Source organism: Ferroplasma sp. Type II (assembly GCF_000496155.1).
The window spans coordinates 36537-55546 of record NZ_KI542801.1 but is presented as its reverse complement, the minus strand read 5'-3'; the positions used below and the strand labels follow the sequence as shown (position 1 = coordinate 55546).

The 19010-nt window shown below is 36.2% G+C and carries 18 protein-coding genes; 16 read left to right on the top strand and 2 right to left on the bottom strand.

Going from position 1 to position 19010, the window contains the following annotated elements:
• The 5 genes from AMDU4_RS12385 to map form a co-directional block, all read left to right on the top strand.
• The coding region (locus AMDU4_RS12385; protein WP_290705335.1) for an IS4 family transposase at positions 1-759 on the top strand (759 nt) is incomplete at its 5' end.
• A gap of 248 nt (positions 760-1007) precedes the next feature.
• A complete protein-coding gene (locus tag AMDU4_RS12380) occupies positions 1008-1526 on the top strand; it encodes an RNA-guided endonuclease TnpB family protein (RefSeq protein ID WP_021788289.1) in 519 nt (172 codons plus the stop codon).
• 281 nt (positions 1527-1807) lie between these two features.
• Positions 1808-3211, top strand: coding sequence for a beta-galactosidase BgaS (gene bgaS / locus AMDU4_RS12375; protein WP_021788288.1), 1404 nt, complete (start codon positions 1808-1810; stop codon positions 3209-3211).
• A gap of 516 nt (positions 3212-3727) precedes the next feature.
• Positions 3728-4258, top strand: coding sequence for a DUF6789 family protein (locus tag AMDU4_RS12370; RefSeq protein ID WP_021788287.1), 531 nt, complete (start codon positions 3728-3730; stop codon positions 4256-4258).
• Between the two features lie 52 nt (positions 4259-4310).
• On the top strand, positions 4311-5186 hold the full coding sequence (gene map, locus AMDU4_RS12365) for a type II methionyl aminopeptidase (protein ID WP_021788286.1): 876 nt from the start codon (positions 4311-4313) through the stop codon (positions 5184-5186).
• On the opposite strand, the gene tmk is transcribed toward map, so the two are convergent.
• The gene (gene tmk, locus AMDU4_RS12360; protein WP_021788285.1) at positions 5187-5807 is read right to left on the bottom strand and encodes a dTMP kinase; all 621 of its coding nucleotides are present in this window, start codon (positions 5805-5807) and stop codon (positions 5187-5189) included.
• Positions 5808-5903: 96 nt separating this feature from the next.
• On the opposite strand from tmk, the gene AMDU4_RS12355 reads away from it, so the two are divergent.
• From AMDU4_RS12355 to AMDU4_RS12335, 5 genes are all read left to right on the top strand, one after another.
• Positions 5904-6482 carry a CBS domain-containing protein gene (locus AMDU4_RS12355; protein ID WP_021788284.1) on the top strand — a complete coding sequence of 193 codons (579 nt, stop codon included), beginning with the start codon at positions 5904-5906 and terminating at the stop codon, positions 6480-6482.
• Positions 6475-7032, top strand: coding sequence for a CDP-2,3-bis-(O-geranylgeranyl)-sn-glycerol synthase (locus AMDU4_RS12350; RefSeq protein ID WP_021788283.1), 558 nt, complete (start codon positions 6475-6477; stop codon positions 7030-7032). The genes AMDU4_RS12355 and AMDU4_RS12350 overlap by 8 nt, the downstream gene beginning before the upstream one ends.
• Entirely contained in the window at positions 7026-7376 is a 351-nt protein-coding gene (gene pth2, locus AMDU4_RS12345; RefSeq protein WP_342765611.1) for a peptidyl-tRNA hydrolase Pth2, read from the top strand. The genes AMDU4_RS12350 and pth2 overlap by 7 nt, the downstream gene beginning before the upstream one ends.
• Positions 7377-7948: 572 nt before the next feature.
• Complete coding sequence (locus AMDU4_RS12340; protein ID WP_021788281.1) at positions 7949-9775, top strand: class I SAM-dependent methyltransferase; 1827 nt, start codon at positions 7949-7951, stop codon at positions 9773-9775.
• Positions 9776-9779: 4 nt separating this feature from the next.
• A complete protein-coding gene (locus AMDU4_RS12335) occupies positions 9780-10562 on the top strand; it encodes a TdeIII family type II restriction endonuclease (RefSeq protein WP_021788280.1) in 783 nt (260 codons plus the stop codon).
• 76 nt (positions 10563-10638) lie between these two features.
• Here the strand turns inward: AMDU4_RS12335 and AMDU4_RS12330 are convergent, their stop codons facing one another.
• The gene (locus AMDU4_RS12330) at positions 10639-11262 is read right to left on the bottom strand and encodes a helix-turn-helix domain-containing protein (RefSeq protein WP_290705332.1); all 624 of its coding nucleotides are present in this window, start codon (positions 11260-11262) and stop codon (positions 10639-10641) included.
• A gap of 48 nt (positions 11263-11310) precedes the next feature.
• Here AMDU4_RS12330 and AMDU4_RS12325 point away from each other — a divergent pair, with 48 nt between their 5' ends.
• From AMDU4_RS12325 to AMDU4_RS12300, 6 genes are all read left to right on the top strand, one after another.
• Positions 11311-12369: a DUF763 domain-containing protein gene (locus AMDU4_RS12325; protein ID WP_021788278.1), complete on the top strand. Its 1059-nt coding sequence runs from the start codon at positions 11311-11313 to the stop codon at positions 12367-12369.
• Between the two features lie 440 nt (positions 12370-12809).
• Positions 12810-13283 (top strand): hypothetical protein, encoded by a 474-nt coding sequence (locus AMDU4_RS12320; protein WP_009887036.1) that lies wholly within the window; start codon positions 12810-12812, stop codon positions 13281-13283.
• Between the two features lie 66 nt (positions 13284-13349).
• Positions 13350-14303, top strand: coding sequence for a M48 family metallopeptidase (locus AMDU4_RS12315; protein ID WP_048074053.1), 954 nt, complete (start codon positions 13350-13352; stop codon positions 14301-14303).
• Positions 14278-15300 (top strand): RDD family protein, encoded by a 1023-nt coding sequence (locus tag AMDU4_RS12310; protein WP_009887038.1) that lies wholly within the window; start codon positions 14278-14280, stop codon positions 15298-15300. Before AMDU4_RS12315 ends, AMDU4_RS12310 begins: the two co-directional genes overlap by 26 nt.
• 198 nt (positions 15301-15498) lie before the next feature.
• Entirely contained in the window at positions 15499-17454 is a 1956-nt protein-coding gene (locus tag AMDU4_RS12305; protein ID WP_021788277.1) for a hydantoinase/oxoprolinase family protein, read from the top strand.
• Positions 17451-18983: a hydantoinase B/oxoprolinase family protein gene (locus AMDU4_RS12300; protein ID WP_021788276.1), complete on the top strand. Its 1533-nt coding sequence runs from the start codon at positions 17451-17453 to the stop codon at positions 18981-18983. Before AMDU4_RS12305 ends, AMDU4_RS12300 begins: the two co-directional genes overlap by 4 nt.
• Positions 18984-19010: the final 27 nt, after the last annotated feature.

Sequence of the window (19010 nt, the reverse complement as noted above, 5' to 3'; positions counted from 1 at the left end):
AACTATTCCCTTTACAGCAGGTTCCTGAATATCATAGGAATTGATTCAACATTCATCCGCACAGCCATAAAGGAATCCGGGAAGTACAGGAGGGAGAAGACTGAAACAGGGATAAAGATACATGAGGCAGCAGTTCTTTTCCCATTCACACTGCCACTGGAATCTCTCGCAACACCTGCCAACCTCAATGACTCACCGGTATTCGATGAGGTTCTTGGCAGTATAGATCCTGATCTTGTGAAGCAGTCAATACTCACCTTCGACCTTGGCTATTACAATCTTGGCAGGTTCATGGACCTTAAGGCAAGGAATATCCAGTTCGTGACCAGGATAAAGAAGAATGCCAGTTATGAGGTGCTGAAAACATACGCACATTCCAGCATAGTCAGGTTCCGCAATGGACTCACCCTCAGGCTGGTAAGCATGGAGATTGATGGAGAACAAAAGGATTACATCACAGACATATTTGATCTGCCTGATCTCTACATCCACTGGATATATTCCCAGAGATGGTCAATTGAGATCTTTTTCCGTACAGTGAAGACATACCTGAAGATTGGCCATCTCATCTCGAAGAGTATAAACGGCATTCTCATTCAGATATTTTCAGCACTGATTGCATACGTTATACTCCTCATGATACAGGCATCCCTGTCCTACTTGATGGGAATTCCGGAGATGGTCAGGTTGATCAGGCATGGCATTGCACTGCCCGTCAATGCAATGAATGTAACGGGCAACGGAACCGTGAAGATATAACCGGAGTTGAATAGCCGGGTCTCCCCCTGAGGAGAAGACCCTTACTACTCCACACAACTAGAGCATGCTATAATCCCCTTCTTTGAAAATAAGCTTTTCCATGGATTTTTCCACCAGCATGTGACATAAACGGGACTTAAATGTGCAATCATGAGTATCATTATCATGCATGAACTTAAAAATCCGGAGAATCTCGGTGAAAATTCATATGCTAAAACTTAAGTATTGGAAACACGATTGTAAAAAAATTGCATAGGAGTTTATCAAGGAAAAATAAAGGATCAAAAAACAGGGAGGAAGCAAGAATACAATTAGCAGGGATGGATAATCATATTTCAAATCAGAGGAATGACTTTACACAGAAATTATCAAATAAATTAATAAAAGAATATAATTTTATAGCATTTGAGGACTTAAATATAAACAATATGGTTAAAAACCATAAATTGGCAAAGAGCATAGAGGATGCATCATGGGGTAGCCTTATAAAAGATATAATTTATAAGGCTGAGAGTGCCGGTAAATCATATCTTAAGGTTAATCCTAAATACACATCAATGAAATGCTCAAAATGTGGAAATATAAAAAATGATTTAACATTGGATGATAGAACATATCATTGTGATGTATGTGGTATTACCATTGATAGGGATTTAAATGCGGCAATAAACATATTAAATGATGCTATAGATAAGATATTTAAAATGTTTATAATAAAACATAAAAAAAAGAGTAGGCACGGACTGTCGCCGATTTTATGCCCGTAGAGGCTCAACCTCTGCAATGCAAGTTGAGTTGTTGAAGCGGGAAGCCCCATGCGTTAGCTTGGGGAGGATGTCACTATCAAACTATTGATAAATTTTCACACCATCCCTAATTTAACATTGTATGTGAGAAATTCTACATCTTTCGCAGTAGGTCAAAAATCGTCTCTTTATGCGAAAGCAAAAGTGAGAACCTATAATGCTTAAGCTGGGAGATCATTTTGGAATACTCATATCAATAGTATGTAAAAAATTTTTAATAACCTGCACATATTAAAGAGATAATGTTTGATAAAAATTTTAAATTCGGTTTTTCCGAATGTGGTTTTCAGTTTGAAATGGGGTTATCTGATGAAGACAAAAATTCCGACTGGTATGCATGGGCAAACAGTAAGAGCAATGCACAAAACCACTATGTTTCTGGAGACCTCCCACAGAACGGAGTTGCATACTGGGATATGTACCCTATTGATCATGAAAATGCCAGAAATCTAGGCATGAACTCTGGAAGGCTTTCGGTGGAATGGTCACGTATTTTCCCTGAATCAACAGAGAGCGTATATGCAGACTCAATAATTGAGAATGGCGATGTCAAAAAAGTAATCATAACCATGGATATGCTTGAAAAACTGGATAAAATAGCAAACCAGGCTGCAATATCACACTACAGTGATATATTTTCAGACTTTAAATCCAGGGAAAACTTCCTTATAATTAATTTATATCACTGGGCAATTCCATTATGGCTCAATAATCCAGATAAAAATCCCGAAAAGTCACTATGCAACTGTTTCGATAACAGAATAATAATAGAATTTGCAAAATATGCCGCATTTATTGCGTGGAAATTCGATAGATTTGCTGACAGATGGTGCACAATGAATGAACCAAATATGGTTTACCAGGGGTGCAGTATGGATCATTCCCTGAATAACACAATACAGAAGAAAAGAAAATTTGCCGAAGGCCATGCAAGGGCATATGATTCAATAAAATATGTCTCCAGCAAACCTGTAGGAATTATTTTTGCTAATGGGGATATAATGCCTTTTTCTGAAAAGGATCATGAAGCATCTGAACGTGCAAAGTACATAAACAGATATTCGTTTTTTGATTCGATTATAAAGGGCAATTGTGAAGGTATAACAACGGACGGTAGGACAGAGAATTTAAGGGATGACCTTATGAACCGTGTAGATTGGCTTGGTCTCAATTATTATAGCCGGGATGTTGTGGAAAAAGATGATGGCGAATACGGTTTTAAAATAGTTAAGGGATACGGTCATTATTGTCCAGAAATGGAAACTTCAAAGGATGGTAATCCGGTAAGTGATACAGGGTGGGAAATATATCCTGAAGGAATATATAATATAATACATGATTATTATAATAGATACGGAATACCTATAACAATTACAGAAAATGGTTTAGCCGATGAGGCTGACAAATACCGGTCTTATTATATATCCTCGCATCTGAGCAATATTGAAAGGGCTATTAAAGATGGTTTTAAGGTCGAGGGTTACTTTCACTGGGCACTGACGGATAATTTTGAATGGGCATCTGGATTTTCAATGAAATTTGGACTTTTCTCGGTAAATATGGATACCAAAGAAAGAAAAATGAGGCAAAGTGCACTGACATTAAAAAAAATAATAGAAGCAAGAGAGGCATTTCCACTTGAATAAATTTAACATTTTTATATTAATTAGCTCTTCCTACTTTCGTGTGGGTTGTTCCAGGGAGATGAAATCTAAAAAATCTTGATATTACTGGAATCACATTGAATCATGTTATGTGGCTATCAGGATTATAGAATCACAGCCTTGAACATCCAGGGGAATATGGATTGTATGTAAATATCACTGATTTTACTCATCTAAAGATCCGATGGCTCCATCAATTTAAAACGGATAAATCAAGTGATGTTGTACAATATACTTTTTCCACTTCCATGCCAATCATTTATTGTTGGATGAATAATAATCTCTTATCATGTTATCGACCAGAATGTATAATTTTTGAAGACGTTATCCATGTCCCATATGTATGCTGCACACTATAAATGTTCAAATATTCATTATTTTAAGCAGGAAATTCTACTAAAAATAATTATTTCTCTTGTATAATGATTTTATACCAACTCTATATAATTATCACAGTTTCACTCGTAAGATTTAAATACACACATTATATACACTTTAATGGGGAAAGTTGGAACAGGGGCTAAAGCCGGGGCTGTTGCAGGTCTGGCATATGGTATTTTAGACGGAATATTAGCAATGGCGACTCTAATAATATTCAAGGCAGATGTAATGAATGAACTGTCAAAAGAGGCTTCCGCAGAGTCTGCACATGGCATAACGGTTACTGCCGCGGCACTTTATTCACTGACATTAAACCTGGCTGTGGCAGGAGGAATAATCGGCGGTTTGATTATTGGGATTATCCTTGGAATCATATTCGCATATGTGCATAATAAAATACCTGGGAAAAACATGATTGTAAAAGGTGAGGTATTTGGTTTAATTCTCTGGATAATATTTGGGGTGTTGATAGGATTAAATGATCTGAGAATCTATGGAACAACATATTATTTAACATCAATAGTTTTTGGCATCATACCCCTTTTAGTATTCGGTTTCATTCTCGGTGTACTATATAATAAGTGGGAAATAAAAGATAAACCCATGACAGACGAAGAATTCAACAGTGGGAATGCCGGAAACCCTTAAATTTTTTCTTAGATAACTTAATGCCAAATAAAGAAATAAAAGTAAGATACCTATGGATTCAGATGTAAAGGAAAAATACGTTCTTGCAGGCAAAATAGGCAGAGAAGCTTTGGAATATGCACAGACACTCATTGAACCTGGAGTATTATTTTATGATGTTGCAGAAAAGGCGGAACAATTTATAAGGGACAGGGATGCATTGCCCTCATTTCCGGTTAATTTATCCATAAACAATGAAGCGGCTCATTACACACCATACGAAGGAGACAGAAAAAAATTCAAAACCGGCGACCTTGTAAAGGTTGATCTTGGGGCCATGGTGGATGGCTACATGTCAGATAATGCTGCTACTATGGAAGTTGGAAATACCGGCAATTACAGCGATCTGATAGACGCGACAAGAGAGGCCCTGAATTCAGCAATAAAAACACTGAGGCCCCTTATCAGCATTCACAGAATAGGTGAGGAAATAGGGAACGTCATAACATCCTATGGGTTCAATCCTGTCAAAAATCTGGGCGGGCATGGGATTAACCGTTATGATCTCCATTCCGAGATTTTTATCCCGAATTACGATGATGGAAATGATGAAACAATAAAAACAGACAAGGTGATTGCCATAGAGCCATTTGCAAGCACTGGTATAGGCATGATACATAGTGGCCAGCTTGGCAACATATATATTATAGATCAGCCAAGCTCTAGAGACAAAGACGAGATTTTATATAAAAATTTCAGTACAGCCCCATTTGCTGAGAGATGGGTATCAAGACTGATGAAAAACGATCAGGAATACCTCAGGAAGAAAATGTCAACAAAATACATCTCAGGTTTTGCCGTGCTCAAGGAACACAGCAAATCAATGATAGCCCAATCAGAACACACAATAATGGTATTGGGGGACGAAATAATAGTAACTACAAAGTGATTATGTTTCCGTTGCACCTCTTATCAGGCTTTCTGCCTTTTCAAGAACATACTCAGAAGTTCTGCCAGCATTTATCCTTTCAATTTTTATGGGCATTTCCAAAAAGACCGATATATTTTCAAAAAAATATTCATAATATTCACTGATATTTTTTAATCCCTTAGATTCTTCCAGTATTGAAAGCGATTTTCCCCTAAAATTCAGATTTTTTCTGTTGTTTTTTATTCTTTTAAGCGCAACTTGCAGCGGCACATCCAGATAAATTATCATGTCTGGCATTTTTAGCATTTTTGACACATTTATCATCCATTTTATAGTTTCATCCCTGTCCTGAAAAAACTTCTCAATCATGGGTCCTTCATAGGCTATGGATGATGCCAGGTATCTGTCACATAAAACATTTTTATAGGTTTTTATTTCATTCTGGTGTTCAAGACGATCATATGTAAACAGAAAGAAGTTATAAAATGAATTATAGGGGCTGCTCAAAGTTTTCAGGTTTGCAAACTGGAAATTATCCGTTGGTTCTCTGGTAAAGTGGAACTCAGGAAATTTTTCCCTCAGAGAATTCGTAAGCGTGGTTTTTCCCGATCCATCTATACCTTCTATTGTAATAAACATCAAGTGGTTATAATTAATAGTTATAAATTATTATTTATGCTAAAGCCCAAATGATAATGTAAATAATTATTAATAGTAATTAATTATAAGAGATAAATGCTTCCGAGTATTGAAGAATTGAGAAAAATGCGGAAATCACTGGGTATCAGCCAGAAGGAACTGGCACGCATAAGTGGAGTAAGCCAATCCTATATTGCCAGGCTAGAGAAGGGGGAGATTAATCCAGCATATGATAAGGTTAGAAAAATTTTTGAATATCTTAACAGCTCAGGAAACCGCGCCAAGGATATATACATAAAAGCAGAACTTATAATGACAAAAGAGGTAGACACCTGTGAAATGAACGATTCCATAATTTCAGCACTTAACAAAATGAGGGAAAAAGGATATTCACAGCTTCCAGTGGTAACCTCCGATAAAAGAATCATAGGAACTATTACCGAATCAGACATTAATGACATGCTTATAAAGGGAACAAGCATCGAATCTTTGAAACATCTTATAATAAAGAAGGTTATGGGAAGTGTACTTCCACAACTTGACAAAAATAGCCCGATTTCCATGATATATCCACTTCTGAAATATTCAAACGCCGTATTGATAGTAGACGGAACAGAGCTTAAGGGTATAATAACAAAGGCCGACGTCCTAAAAGCAGTTGAAACATATGGGTAATATAATTCTTTTTACAATATATGCTATTATCCTATTCGCTCCTGCGTTCATAGCAAATCCTGGGGCAGTAGTAACAGGGGGGCATCTGGTCATAGACCGGGGAAAAACGTACAGGGGTAAGCGTATTTTCGGAGATGGAAAATCATGGTCTGGGTTTATTGGCGGTTCACTTATAGGCATATTGTCCGGTATAATAATTTATTACCTTGTTCTTATACTGAAAATTCCATATCCAGATTACGGACAAAACCTCGCTGCGGCAATACTTGTCCTTATACCAATGAGTTTTGGGTCACTATTGGGTGACATGGCAGGCTCTTTCATAAAGAGGAGAATAGGAATGAAGAGGGGAGCCAGAGGATCCATACTGGATCAGTGGCCATTTGTGATAGCATCATTCCTGCTGGTATTCGCATTTGCCCGAGATTTTTTTATGGAATTCTATGGAGACTTAATACCAATTGCTGTAATACTGATAATAACTCCACCAATACACAGGGGAGTAAATATACTGGCATACAAATATAAAATGAAGGATGTTCCATGGTGAAAATGGTAATAGCTGTAAGGAAAGATATTGCGATGGGAAAGGGCAAGATAGCAGCGCAGGTTGCACATGCAGCAGTTGCATGCACACTCATATCCATGAAGAAAAACAAAAAAATTTTTAATGAATGGTATGCAACAGGGCAAAAAAAAGTAGTTGTAAAGGTAGACAATCTTCAGGAAATCTATAAAATTAAGGAAGAATGCAAAATTCTGGGAGTTATAAGTGAAACCATAACAGATGCAGGTTTTACCCAGATTATTCCTGGAACTGTTACCTGCATAGGTCTCGGCCCTGATGAGGACGATCTGCTGGATCAAATTACAGGCGACTTTGCATTATTATAGATGTATCACCAGAGTTTATTAATTTTAATAAAGCATATTATCTGAAATTGTTTTCTCAAGTAGGTCTACAATCTATGAGAAGAATAGATCGACGAAAATGAAGGAATATGCTGAACCCAAAGACTATCATCAAGGTCATGAAGAGGGAGAACCTTCCACTTGAGCCTGATCAACTCAGGGAAACCATTCTTATATACATCCCCACTTCAGTTGTTATCACCAAAAAGTGAAAATGGAAGTCGAGAGTCAGACGGCTAAAAAATAGACGGATTGTTATAGATGAACAAAAGAAGCAGAGGAAGAGGTCAGAGGCAGATTACAAAAACCAACAGGAAAATTGGAAAAAGAAGAAAGATGTTGCGAAGGCTAGCGACATCCTCCCACAGCTAAGGCAGGAGACTTCTTGCTTACAGTGTTAAATATATTCTTGAAAGCCTTGAGAGTGAGTAAGTGTAATATATAGCTACTTATCACTCCGTTTTAGTAACACATCGCGGTTGTGCAGGAAAGCGGCAACCGCAGAATAAAAAGAATGCAAAATTTAGTATACTTATTGGAAATTATATAGTGATATGAATTCCGAGATATTTATAGATAAAGGCGAAGATGGACGTATTACTGTTTCATTACATTATAATCCTGAATATATTGCTAAATTAAAAAATATAAAAGGGTATCGTTGGCATCCTGAAAATAAGATTTGGAGTTTTCCTTCAGACAACGGCACACTTAGGGAAATATTATTATTATTTGAGGCGGAAAACATTCGTTTGGCACAGTCGTTACAGCATCATAACACCTCTCAGGTGTATTCTAACGCAAGCAATAACCTCTTTACAATTAAACAAGCCAGTGAATGGGCTACGGATTATATTGGAAAACGGGTTACACCATCTAATATTTCATATCTTATTCAGTATGGAAGAATTAGAAAAGTTAACGATAATGGAAATACTTTAATTGATAAAAATGATTTGATAAAGTATTATCAGTCATATCTTGGTAAACGTGAAATAGAATGGAAGGATCAATTAGGTAACGATTTAAATTGGGCTTTGTCTTTTGACTACCTAAAAGAGAGCGACACGACTAAACACGTTCATAGATTACATCCATATAAAGGGAAATTCATTCCACAGTTAGTACAATATTTTTTGGACGACCACACGGATGATTTTAAGAAAGAAGTTTATTTTAGAAAGGGAGATATTGTCCTTGACCCTTTTTGTGGGAGTGGAACAACTTTAGTAGAAGCTAATGAATTAGGAATTCACGCAATCGGAGTCGATATTTCAACATTTAATTGTTTAATAAGCAATGTTAAGATTGATAAATACGACTTTATTGATTTGAACAATGAGTTACAGAAAATTACTGAACGTTTAAGGCAATTTATCGCGGATTCTGAAACAGTTAAATTTGAAAATAAACTTTCGGAAGAACTTACAAAATTCAATAATAAATATTTTCCATCTCCAGAATACAAGTATAAGCTTAGACGTGGGGAAATAAATGAATATGAATACGGGCCCGAAAAAGAGGAAGAATTCTTATCAGTTTTTTCTACTCTCGTTAATCAATACAACATCCAGTTAAAGCAGGAAGGTAATAACACATTTTTGGATAAATGGTATTTAAAACCTATAAGAACAGAGATAGACTTTGTTTATAATCTTATAAAACAGATACGTAACCCAACAACTCAAAACATAATAATGGTCATCCTAAGTCGTACAATTCGTTCCTGTAGAGCAACCACACATTCGGATTTAGCTACATTAAAAGATCCTATAATTTCAACATATTACTGCGCTAAACACGGAAAAATTTGTAGGCCTCTATTTTCAATTTTTAGTTGGTGGAAACGCTATAGTGAAGACACGGTTTTTAGGTTAAAACAATTTGAGAAGCTTCGAACATCTACATACCAACTTTGTTTAACAGGCGATTCCAGAACTATTGATATTTTTGGAGAGATAAAAAGAACACATATGCCCCTTACTACACTAATGGAAAATCATCAAATCAATGGGATTTTTTCAAGTCCCCCTTATGTAGGTCTAATTGATTATCACGAACAACATTCCTACGCATATGATTTATTCGGATTTCAGAGGAATAACTCTTTTGAAATAGGAAGTATGTCCCTAGGGCAAGGCAAAGATGCGAGAAAACAATATGTAGAAAATATTTCTGAAGTGTTGATAAATTGTAGAAAATATCTTGTTGATGATTTTAATATATTCTTAGTAGCCAATGATAAATATAACCTATACCCATCAATTGCAGAAAGAGCAGATATGAAGATTGTTGAGCAATATAAAAGGCCAGTATTAAATCGAACTGAAAAAGATAAAGGTGCATATTCCGAAATTATATTTCATCTAAAGTCTAGGTGATAGAATGAGTTTGACTAAGGAACAAGTGGAAAATGTTGAGAATGTTTTGAAAACAAGTTTAAGGAATAAATTTCGAAATTATAAGCCAGAGCCGGCATCTATGCCATTTCATACCAGATTGTTAGGAAAAGATAGATTGGCATTGTATTCGTTTATTCACTCGCTTAACACTAATTTTGGGACAAGTATTTTTGAGCCTGTTGCTGTTACATTGGCAAAGAAAACTTTTAAGGAAGCAAAATCTCATATATCTGCCGGAGAGTATATTAGTGAGGGCGCACAAATGGAAATTCAAAAAATAATGGACAACCTCACAACTGCAGTTGCTTCTCCAGACAAACCAAGAGAAATAGAAGCTATACGAAAAGTATGCCAACAGGGGAACATGGTAAGAGTAAAACCAACACAGGTAGATGTTTATATCGAAAATAAAAATGGGGTTATTTATTTTTTTGACATAAAAACAGCGAAACCAAACGTCGGTGGTTTCAAGGAATTTAAAAGAACATTATTGGAGTGGGTTGCCGTAGCACTGGCATCGAATCCAACCTTAGAAATTAACACTTTAATTGCTATTCCATACAACCCTTATGAACCGCAACCATATAATAGATGGACAATGAGGGGTATGTTGGATATGGACAATGAATTAAAAGTTGCAAATGAGTTTTGGGATTTTATAGGTGGAATAGGGGCATACCCGGAATTATTGAATTGCTTTGAGAGAGTGGGAATCGAATTGAGACCAGAAATAGATAATTACTTTGCTGGTTTTAATAAATTATAAACGAATCTATATTGACTGTTTTTATAGTGAAAGAACTCACATCCTTGTATAATGATTTTAACCATAATACTATACTCTAAAACCGAAAGGTGTTAGCCCTGAACTTAGTGGTATTCTTTCTTATGGTAGGTTTTCCAAATGACCACATTCTTACTGTATTGGATGAAGTCTGTGGAGTAGCCTCATCAAAAAAACCTATTATACTTTCTGAAGGATTAACATTATCGAGTTTTTTTAGCTTTTTATCTGCATCATCCGGTTTATTGTAATACACCCGGTATGGCTTTGTATGGGTCATCTTGAAACTTTTCAGTATCCTCCTTATCTGTCTCTCTGAATATTCAACACTAAACTTTGTTGTTATAAGATCAACAATATCCTTCAGGTACCACAGGTCTTTGGCTTGCAGCAATGCCTTAAGCTCATCTTTCTGTTCCATGGAAAGTTTTCCAAGTTTACCGCCTGCAAATATTGGAGTGAGGCCATCATAACTGGATTCGTTCCATCTCTTGATCCACTGGTATCCAACTCTTTTTGCAACTCCAACATTCTTTGAAGCTTCAATAACACCCATTCCAGTGTAAAGGAACTTTATGAATATGAGTCTTGTAATAACTCTTACCCCGTTCCTCTCCTCTCTTATACGTTTTGTTATGTCTGCTTCACTCACTGATTTAATATGGATACGTAATTCTGTCAATAACTATGATATAGGAAAAATTATATATTTTTCTTCTCATGTCATATTATGAAAAATCATGGGTCATCAATAATGCCGTTGCATTATGGCCATCCTCCAGAATACCTTTACAGGAGAATGGTGAAGCTTGGTGGAATCATATCAGACCTCATGGTTCAAAATTACAGCGAAAACTTTTTCCTGGGAAAAATCGCCGATCCATTCTGGTTTCATTCATTATCACTTGCAATCGGCTTTGACTGGAATTCCAGTGGGACAACTACTGCAACCCTGAGTGCGTTGAAAGACCATATAAACAGTGGAGACAGTTTACGTATAGTGGGTGGAAAAGGCAGGCATATGGGTAATATAGGCCAGGAAATGTCTAAAATTGAACTGGAAGGAACTATGCCGGAGAAATATATCTATAGGATAAGAAAAGATGCAAAATCAATAGCCAGAGTTGATGAAAAGCTTCTTCAGGACGGTTTTGATCTTTATATGCAATTTATAATTATGGATTACCATGGGAATTATACAGTGATAAATCAGGGCATGAACAAAAATTCAAGCCTTGCCAGACGGTACCACTGGAAAAACAATGATATTTCTTTATATGATGATAAACGGAATGGCATTTCTGGCTATGAAGAAAATATTGCACTTGACCTTTCAACCAAAAAAAGTGAAAAAAATAGGGAAGGAATAATAAATATAATACAGGATAATCCCCTAAAATACAGCAAACAACGTTCTCTTGACAATTTTATGGAATCAGCACCTGTTCTTGACATGAATTATAAAATTAACTGGCAGAAAATGAAAGAACTTTACGAGTATAATCCTGGCAAGTTCGATGAATTAATGGACATGCCCGGACTTTCCAAATCAACTATAAGGGCACTTTCATATCTTGCTGAAATTGTTTATGGAAATAAACCATCCTTTTCAGACCCGGTTAAATATTCTTTTTGCCTTGGTGGGAAGGATGGCGTTCCAAAGCCCGTGAATATAAACGATTATGATGAAGCTATAAAATTTTATAAGGAAATACTTAACGGAAACAGCAACTATGCAGAAATATCAAAGCGCCTTGCCAGAATGAGCTATAGTCTATCCAGTAGATAGAAAATCAATTTTTTGCTGGGTACTATTTATATGCAATATTTGGTCTCCTATTCTAAAACTTGCTTTCTGGAGCCTTACTATTGGAATAACGTGTATGGCGTGTGTAAATAGTCGGTGCAATTTTGATAGTTGTCAATAATATAATTGATGCATAGCCAGCAAATACTGATGCTTAAATAGCTGATACTATAGAGACCGTGTCCATAATTTTGTGTAAATATAAACTCTATACTCTCAATGAATTTAATAATTAAAGAGCAGAGAAAGCCTCGTTTTTTGAAATTAATTCGACTAATAAGTAGGAATAAATTTATTAATGAAACTATTTCTGGATATTACAACTACAGGGTATAACAAATAATTTAAATTATATAGTAAGACATACAAAGAATTTGGCTATATAGAAAAGTTTAAATATAATTTATATATATATATATATTATGTTTGAAATAAACATAGTTGAGAGTAGTGTATTCTACCATAAAAGAACAGGGTTATCTTCAAACATGGCAATTGGGTCCATGCGAAAAGATAATAGGGAGCACTACAAGAGAGTTGCAAAAGCTATTGTGATGGTATCACTCTTCTGTATGATAGCGGGAGCAGGATACTTAAATATTGCCGGAGTTCCTATTATTGAAGACGCGAGTCATATGCTTCCCGGAGCACTAGTTAATACAGGTACGTCACATGGAAATTTCTTATATTATTACTTCACGCATGGTCATTTTCCTTCATCATCCACCTGGTTTAATTGGTTAACTGTTACTATGGGGCTGGAACCCTCGATCGCAACTATTGTCGCTGATGCATTAGGGGCTGCAGGATGGATTACAGCAGCAACTGCAGATACAATTTTAGCGGCAAGTGGATATGTTGGTGCGGCCATTGGCGCTGCGATAGCAGCTTATTAATAACATAGATATGAGATGAATAATTTCCAAAAACACATAATAATCGGTACATTGTATCCGATATCTATGTTTTTATTTATACCATCAATTATTATTTATCATTTTATACTGTTAATATGGTTACTCACTCTTATAGGTTCAGAATTTGTAGCGTTTATTCTCGTTTTTTTAACATATCTTATTGACAGGAAAGATAAGGGTATATCGGCAACATTTGCCGAATATCTAAAATTTAATATCTATGGGCCACTATTCGTGCTCATATTATTCTTTATGTTCGTTTCCGCATATTATATTATGACTCATATGTATATTGAGACTTTATTATACATAAATATTGCATTTGTCATATTCCTACTTCTGGTACTGTTTCAACCAATCTCAAATATAAAATATAATAAGACTCCATCAATAGAAAATAACGAAGACCCAAAGATACAGGCAATACTTAAGGTTTTTAAGGATTACAACATAACACCACACATAAAAATAATAGATACAAACAGCGTTAAAATAGCAAATGGATACCAATCGGACAAATACTATATTTATATTACAAGTTATCTGTTTTCAAATCTGTCACAGATAGAATTAGAAGCTGTTGTGGCACATGAAATAGGGCATTTGGTCATGAAACACAATTTAAAACATTTTTTGATTGACTGGTTGGCACTGGTAATTGGTATTAACGGTTTCCTGTTTGCATTGATTGAAAAAAGATTTTATATACTGATTCCTATCTCAATCGCTTACCTTTATATTTTTATCATATTGATATTTCCATTATTACAACGGAAAGATGAAGTTAAAGCCGATCTGTTTGCCTGTAAAGTCGTAGGCTCAGATGCTGTTAAATCAGCTCTTGTGAAGATAGACAACCTCAATAAGACCCCGTTAAAGTTTAGTCCTAAGTACATGTATACTTTTTCTTTAACTCTCGGTCATCCATCTACCAGTGTCAGAATAAAAAAAATCAATGAATGGAGTTATAAGCATGGTGAAGAAAAATTCCCAAGTTGAAGTAGCAACTTTCTTTCAAAGGACATTTGCATACATTATAGATCTAACTCTATTAATTTGCATAACATCATTTATTCTTTATCCTTTACATAAGCAGTTTGAGCTTTTTGATTTAGTGGAAGTTTATTCCTATGGCACTGCTGGAATTACTACATCATATGCCGATAAATTACTGATTTCATCTATAATATTTGTTCTTGTTTCATTTGTATATTTCTTTTTTGAAATATATGGAAATTTCTCATTGGGAAATAAGCTTGTCCATGGCAAAATAGTTTTATTGAAAACGAATAATAATTATATAAGCAAAATATTAACGAGAACCGCCATCAAAGCATTCCCAATTGCAAATATTGTAGATTCTCTCGGTTTGCTAAGGAAAAGAGAAAAGCCACAAAAATTTACTGAACAGGTATTCCATATATTTTATGTTGATAATGCTAAAAAGAAGCATATATATGATTACATACTTATATCAGCAATATTGTATTACCTCCCATTATTCACTATATCTATCATAACTTTAATGATTGGTAAAACATATTTTTCAGGTGGCTCTGGTTCGATAGCACCCTATCACAATCCCACATTTAACCAATTGAATAATATACTAATTGGGAATAACACATCGTATGATCTTCAATTGGAAATTGGTGGGCTTTTTTTGTTAATACCTACAATTTTTGTATTATACACTTCCTCACTACTGGAGGGGTCTATAATGGGTATGGCACTTCTTGGGAATAAGTACACTTTTGCGGATAAAGTCCTTCCACAATTTTTCCCGGAAACCTTTGCATATGTTTTAGGAATCGCATTTGCAATGTGCGTGGTTACAATTGTAACCAGTTTTTTAGAGAATTACATTAAAGGAATCAGCTACAAAAAGTTTCAAAGCATTTTAAAAGCACAGATACCTATGGGAGTATTTTATTTTGCCACTTCTATGTTTCTCATATTTATCGCCGCTAATATAGAATCTTATATGTTAAGGTAAGGCAAACGCATTAAACTAAATTCCATTCAATGGACCTCATTGTGATAGTGTACATGAATTTGAATCGCTGTAATTTCGAAAAGTCATGTAAAACTCTAATCTACCTTTGCGTTAATAAATGGTAAAAGCCATCAATATATAGTAAAAATTTAAAGTTTCCGTGAAAATATTAATAACGTAAAAGCCAATCCCAGTTTCATGGTTACAGTATCTATAGATATAGGGGGGACATTCACTGATATTATCATAATAGATGATGAAATTCACTATTACAAGGTTCCAACGACACCGGCAAATCCAGAACAGGCTGTCATGAACGGATTAAGCAAATATCTTGATAAGAATATAGATGAATTTGTCCATGCAACAACAATTGCAACAAATTCTTTACTTGGCCAGTATGGTCTTGAATTGCCAAAAACAGCCCTTCTGACCACAAAAGGCTTCAAGGATGTTATAGAAATAGGGCGACAGAACAGACCAGAACTTTACAATCTTGATTTTCACAGGCCAAAAACTCTTATACCTCCAAAACTGCGTTATGAGGTAGATGAACGCACGGATGTAAATGGCCACATCATAACAAAAGCTGGAGCATCCGGGATGGATTCCATTAAGGAATCTCTGATAAAAAACAGGGTTAAATCACTGGCAATATGTTTTCTGCATTCATACATGAACCCGGAGAATGAAATGAACATTAAGAATTATCTTTCTGAATATTTTGACAATATTTCTATTTCATATGATGTATCCCCTGAACCAAGGGAGTACGAAAGAACCTCAACAACCGTTGTAAATGCAGTTCTTATGCCGGTAGTTTCAGGATACCTGAAAAGATTAAAGTCTGTGTTGAGTAAATTTGGATCTCCTGAAATAAATATGATGTCAAATGCAGGTGGTCTTGTTTCGGTGGATGAGGTCATAAAGAAACCGGTTAATATTATAGAATCAGGACCTGCAGCCGGGGTAATAGCGGCCAGTGAATTTTCATCCATACTGGGTGTTGATAAGGTAATAAGCTTTGATATGGGTGGCACGACATCAAAGGCTGGTACAGTCATAAACCATAATGTTGAAATTACAGCAGAATACGAGGTCGGTGGTTCCTCCCATCACGGAAGGATAGTAAAAGGCTCAGGATACCCTGTAAGATTCCCATTTATAGACCTTTCTGAGGTATCATCAGGTGGTGGCACAGTTATATGGAAGGATAAAACCGGTGCACTTAATATAGGGCCAATGAGTGCCGGATCTGAACCGGGGCCTGTCGCATACAATAATGGCGGAAAGGAGCCAACCCTTACGGACTCAAATCTTGTGATGGGCATTATAAATGATAAAATGTCAGGATCAGATAAAATCATGAGAAAAGATCTCGCATTGAAGGCTCTGGAAAAACTTGGAGACCCATATGAAGTAGCTGAATCCGCCATAAAACTGGCAAATCTTGAAATGGCAAGGGCTATAAGGCTTGTGACCGTGGAAAGAGGTTTGGATCCGGTTGAATTCACACTATTTGGCTTTGGTGGAGCTGGTCCCCAGGTTACAATGCCCGTTGCCGATGAACTGGGCATCAAAAATGTTATAATACCGCCTGAACCCGGAGTATTCAGTGCTCTTGGCATGATGCTTGCTGATATAAAATACGAGGCCAGGATGTCATATCCAGAGAATCTTGAAGCCGGATTCAATGAGCTAGAGCAGAGGCTTGCATATCAAATAAAAGATCCTGAATTTGTTAGATACGCGGACTGCAGGTACGTTGGGCAGGGTTCTGAACTCACAATACCTGTGAATAAGCCAGAAAAGGATGATATTATACGAGATTTTACAGAAACACACAGCAAGACATTTGGTTTTACCCTGGACAGGCCAGTAGAGATACTTACCATAAGGGTTTTTGCAATAAAAAAAAGGATTAAGCCTGACATACAGAATGTGGGGAATAAAATAGTTGAACCATACAAAAGAAATGTATATATCAACGGTAAATGGGAAAATGTCGATGTTTACCAGCGGAATGCATTACCAGTAAAAAAGGAAATAAATGGTCCTGCAGTAATTGAGGAGGATGGATCGAGTACATTTGTTCCACCAAAATGGAAAATATTCCGTGGAGAAAATAACGAATTAAGGGCGGTGAGATTATGACTGATTGGGAAATAATTGGGAAGGCTACACAGTTTATAGCAGAGGAAATGGGTGTTGCACTGAAGAGATCGGCTATATCGCCGAATATAAGGGAAAGAATGGACCATAGTTGTGCCGTTTTAGACTCTGAAGGACGCATAATTGCGCAGGCAGAACACATTCCAGTGCATCTCGGGTCATTCAAAATAGGATCCAGGAACATTATAAATTATATGAAAGAGAATAACATAAAAATGAATGAAAATGAAATGCTCATAACAAATGACCCATATATTTCAGGAACACATCTTAACGATGTTACAATAATAGCACCTGTATATGACCAGGGAAAAATTTTCTGCTATGTCATTAACAAGGCGCACAACGTAGACGTTGGTGGCCCCGTTTTCGGAAGCCTTAACCCGGATGCACGCAATCTTTACCAGGAGGGGCTTATAATACCGCCTGTAATAATAACTCCTGATATAATAAAGATAATACTGTCCAATTTCAAGGACCCTGAAACTGCTAAAGGGGATCTGAATGCCCAGATATCCGCAAACAGAATGGGAATAAGCAGGATAAAAGAATTAAAGACAAAATATGGCTCAGAGGAAATACTTTCTTCATGGGATTCACTCATAAGCCATTCAAGGGAACTCTCACTAATGGCCCTGAAAGAATGGAAATCTGGAGAATACAGGTCAACGGATTACCTTGAAAAGGGCATTGAAAAGATAAATATAGATATAAACCTGAAAATTAGTGATAAAGGGATAGTGGCAGATTTCGAGGGCACTCATGGAGAAATAGAATATCCGCTGAATGCAGTCGAGGGAGTTACATTCTCTGCTGTGGCCTTTGCAATAAGGAGCGCAATGCGATATTCCATCCCTACAAATGACGGTTTTTATTCAATAATCAGTATAAAGGCACCATACAGGTCTCTTGTAAATCCTGAAAAGAATTACCCTGTTTCAGGCGGAAACGTTGAGACAACACAGAGAATAGCCGATGTTACACTGAGGGCATTAAGTGAATTTCTCCCCTATATCCCTGCAGCATCATCTGGCACAATGATGAATATCATGCTTGGGGGAAAATACGGCAACAAATACTGGTCATACTATGAAACAATAGGTGGCGGAAATGGGGGCAGACACGATTCCATAGGGGAGTCAGGCATACATAGTAATATGACCAACACATTGAATACTCCGGTAGAAATTGCAGAAAAGGAATATCCGTTCTTTTTCACCAAGAACAATCTCAGAAAAAACAGTTACGGCAGGGGGAAATATCACGGTGGGGAAGGCATTGTGCGGTCATTCAAAGTTCGAAGCAGAACTTACATATCCGTTATTGCAGATAGATTCATAATACCTCCATGGGGGCTTCATGGTGGATTCCCAGGGAAGACAGGTAAAATATACATAATAAGCAATGGGCGTAAGAAGTCTATGCCAAGCAAGTTCTCTGCCGTACTGGAAGAAAATGATGAAGTAATCGTTGAAACTCCAGGCGGTGCAGCATACGGGGAAAAACAATAAATTTTTTTAATAATATAAATTAGAAAC

Coding starts and splice junctions, on each gene's coding strand:
- bgaS (WP_021788288.1), top strand. CDS start 1,808: ATGTTTGATAAAAATTTTAAATTCGGTTTTTCCGAATGTGGTTTTCAG.
- AMDU4_RS12370 (WP_021788287.1), top strand. CDS start 3,728: ATGGGGAAAGTTGGAACAGGGGCTAAAGCCGGGGCTGTTGCAGGTCTG.
- map (WP_021788286.1), top strand. CDS start 4,311: ATGGATTCAGATGTAAAGGAAAAATACGTTCTTGCAGGCAAAATAGGC.
- tmk (WP_021788285.1), bottom strand. CDS start 5,807: ATGTTTATTACAATAGAAGGTATAGATGGATCGGGAAAAACCACGCTT.
- AMDU4_RS12355 (WP_021788284.1), top strand. CDS start 5,904: ATGCTTCCGAGTATTGAAGAATTGAGAAAAATGCGGAAATCACTGGGT.
- AMDU4_RS12350 (WP_021788283.1), top strand. CDS start 6,475: ATGGGTAATATAATTCTTTTTACAATATATGCTATTATCCTATTCGCT.
- pth2 (WP_342765611.1), top strand. CDS start 7,026: ATGGTGAAAATGGTAATAGCTGTAAGGAAAGATATTGCGATGGGAAAG.
- AMDU4_RS12340 (WP_021788281.1), top strand. CDS start 7,949: ATGAATTCCGAGATATTTATAGATAAAGGCGAAGATGGACGTATTACT.
- AMDU4_RS12335 (WP_021788280.1), top strand. CDS start 9,780: ATGAGTTTGACTAAGGAACAAGTGGAAAATGTTGAGAATGTTTTGAAA.
- AMDU4_RS12325 (WP_021788278.1), top strand. CDS start 11,311: ATGAAAAATCATGGGTCATCAATAATGCCGTTGCATTATGGCCATCCT.
- AMDU4_RS12320 (WP_009887036.1), top strand. CDS start 12,810: ATGTTTGAAATAAACATAGTTGAGAGTAGTGTATTCTACCATAAAAGA.
- AMDU4_RS12315 (WP_048074053.1), top strand. CDS start 13,350: ATGTTTTTATTTATACCATCAATTATTATTTATCATTTTATACTGTTA.
- AMDU4_RS12310 (WP_009887038.1), top strand. CDS start 14,278: ATGGTGAAGAAAAATTCCCAAGTTGAAGTAGCAACTTTCTTTCAAAGG.
- AMDU4_RS12305 (WP_021788277.1), top strand. CDS start 15,499: ATGGTTACAGTATCTATAGATATAGGGGGGACATTCACTGATATTATC.
- AMDU4_RS12300 (WP_021788276.1), top strand. CDS start 17,451: ATGACTGATTGGGAAATAATTGGGAAGGCTACACAGTTTATAGCAGAG.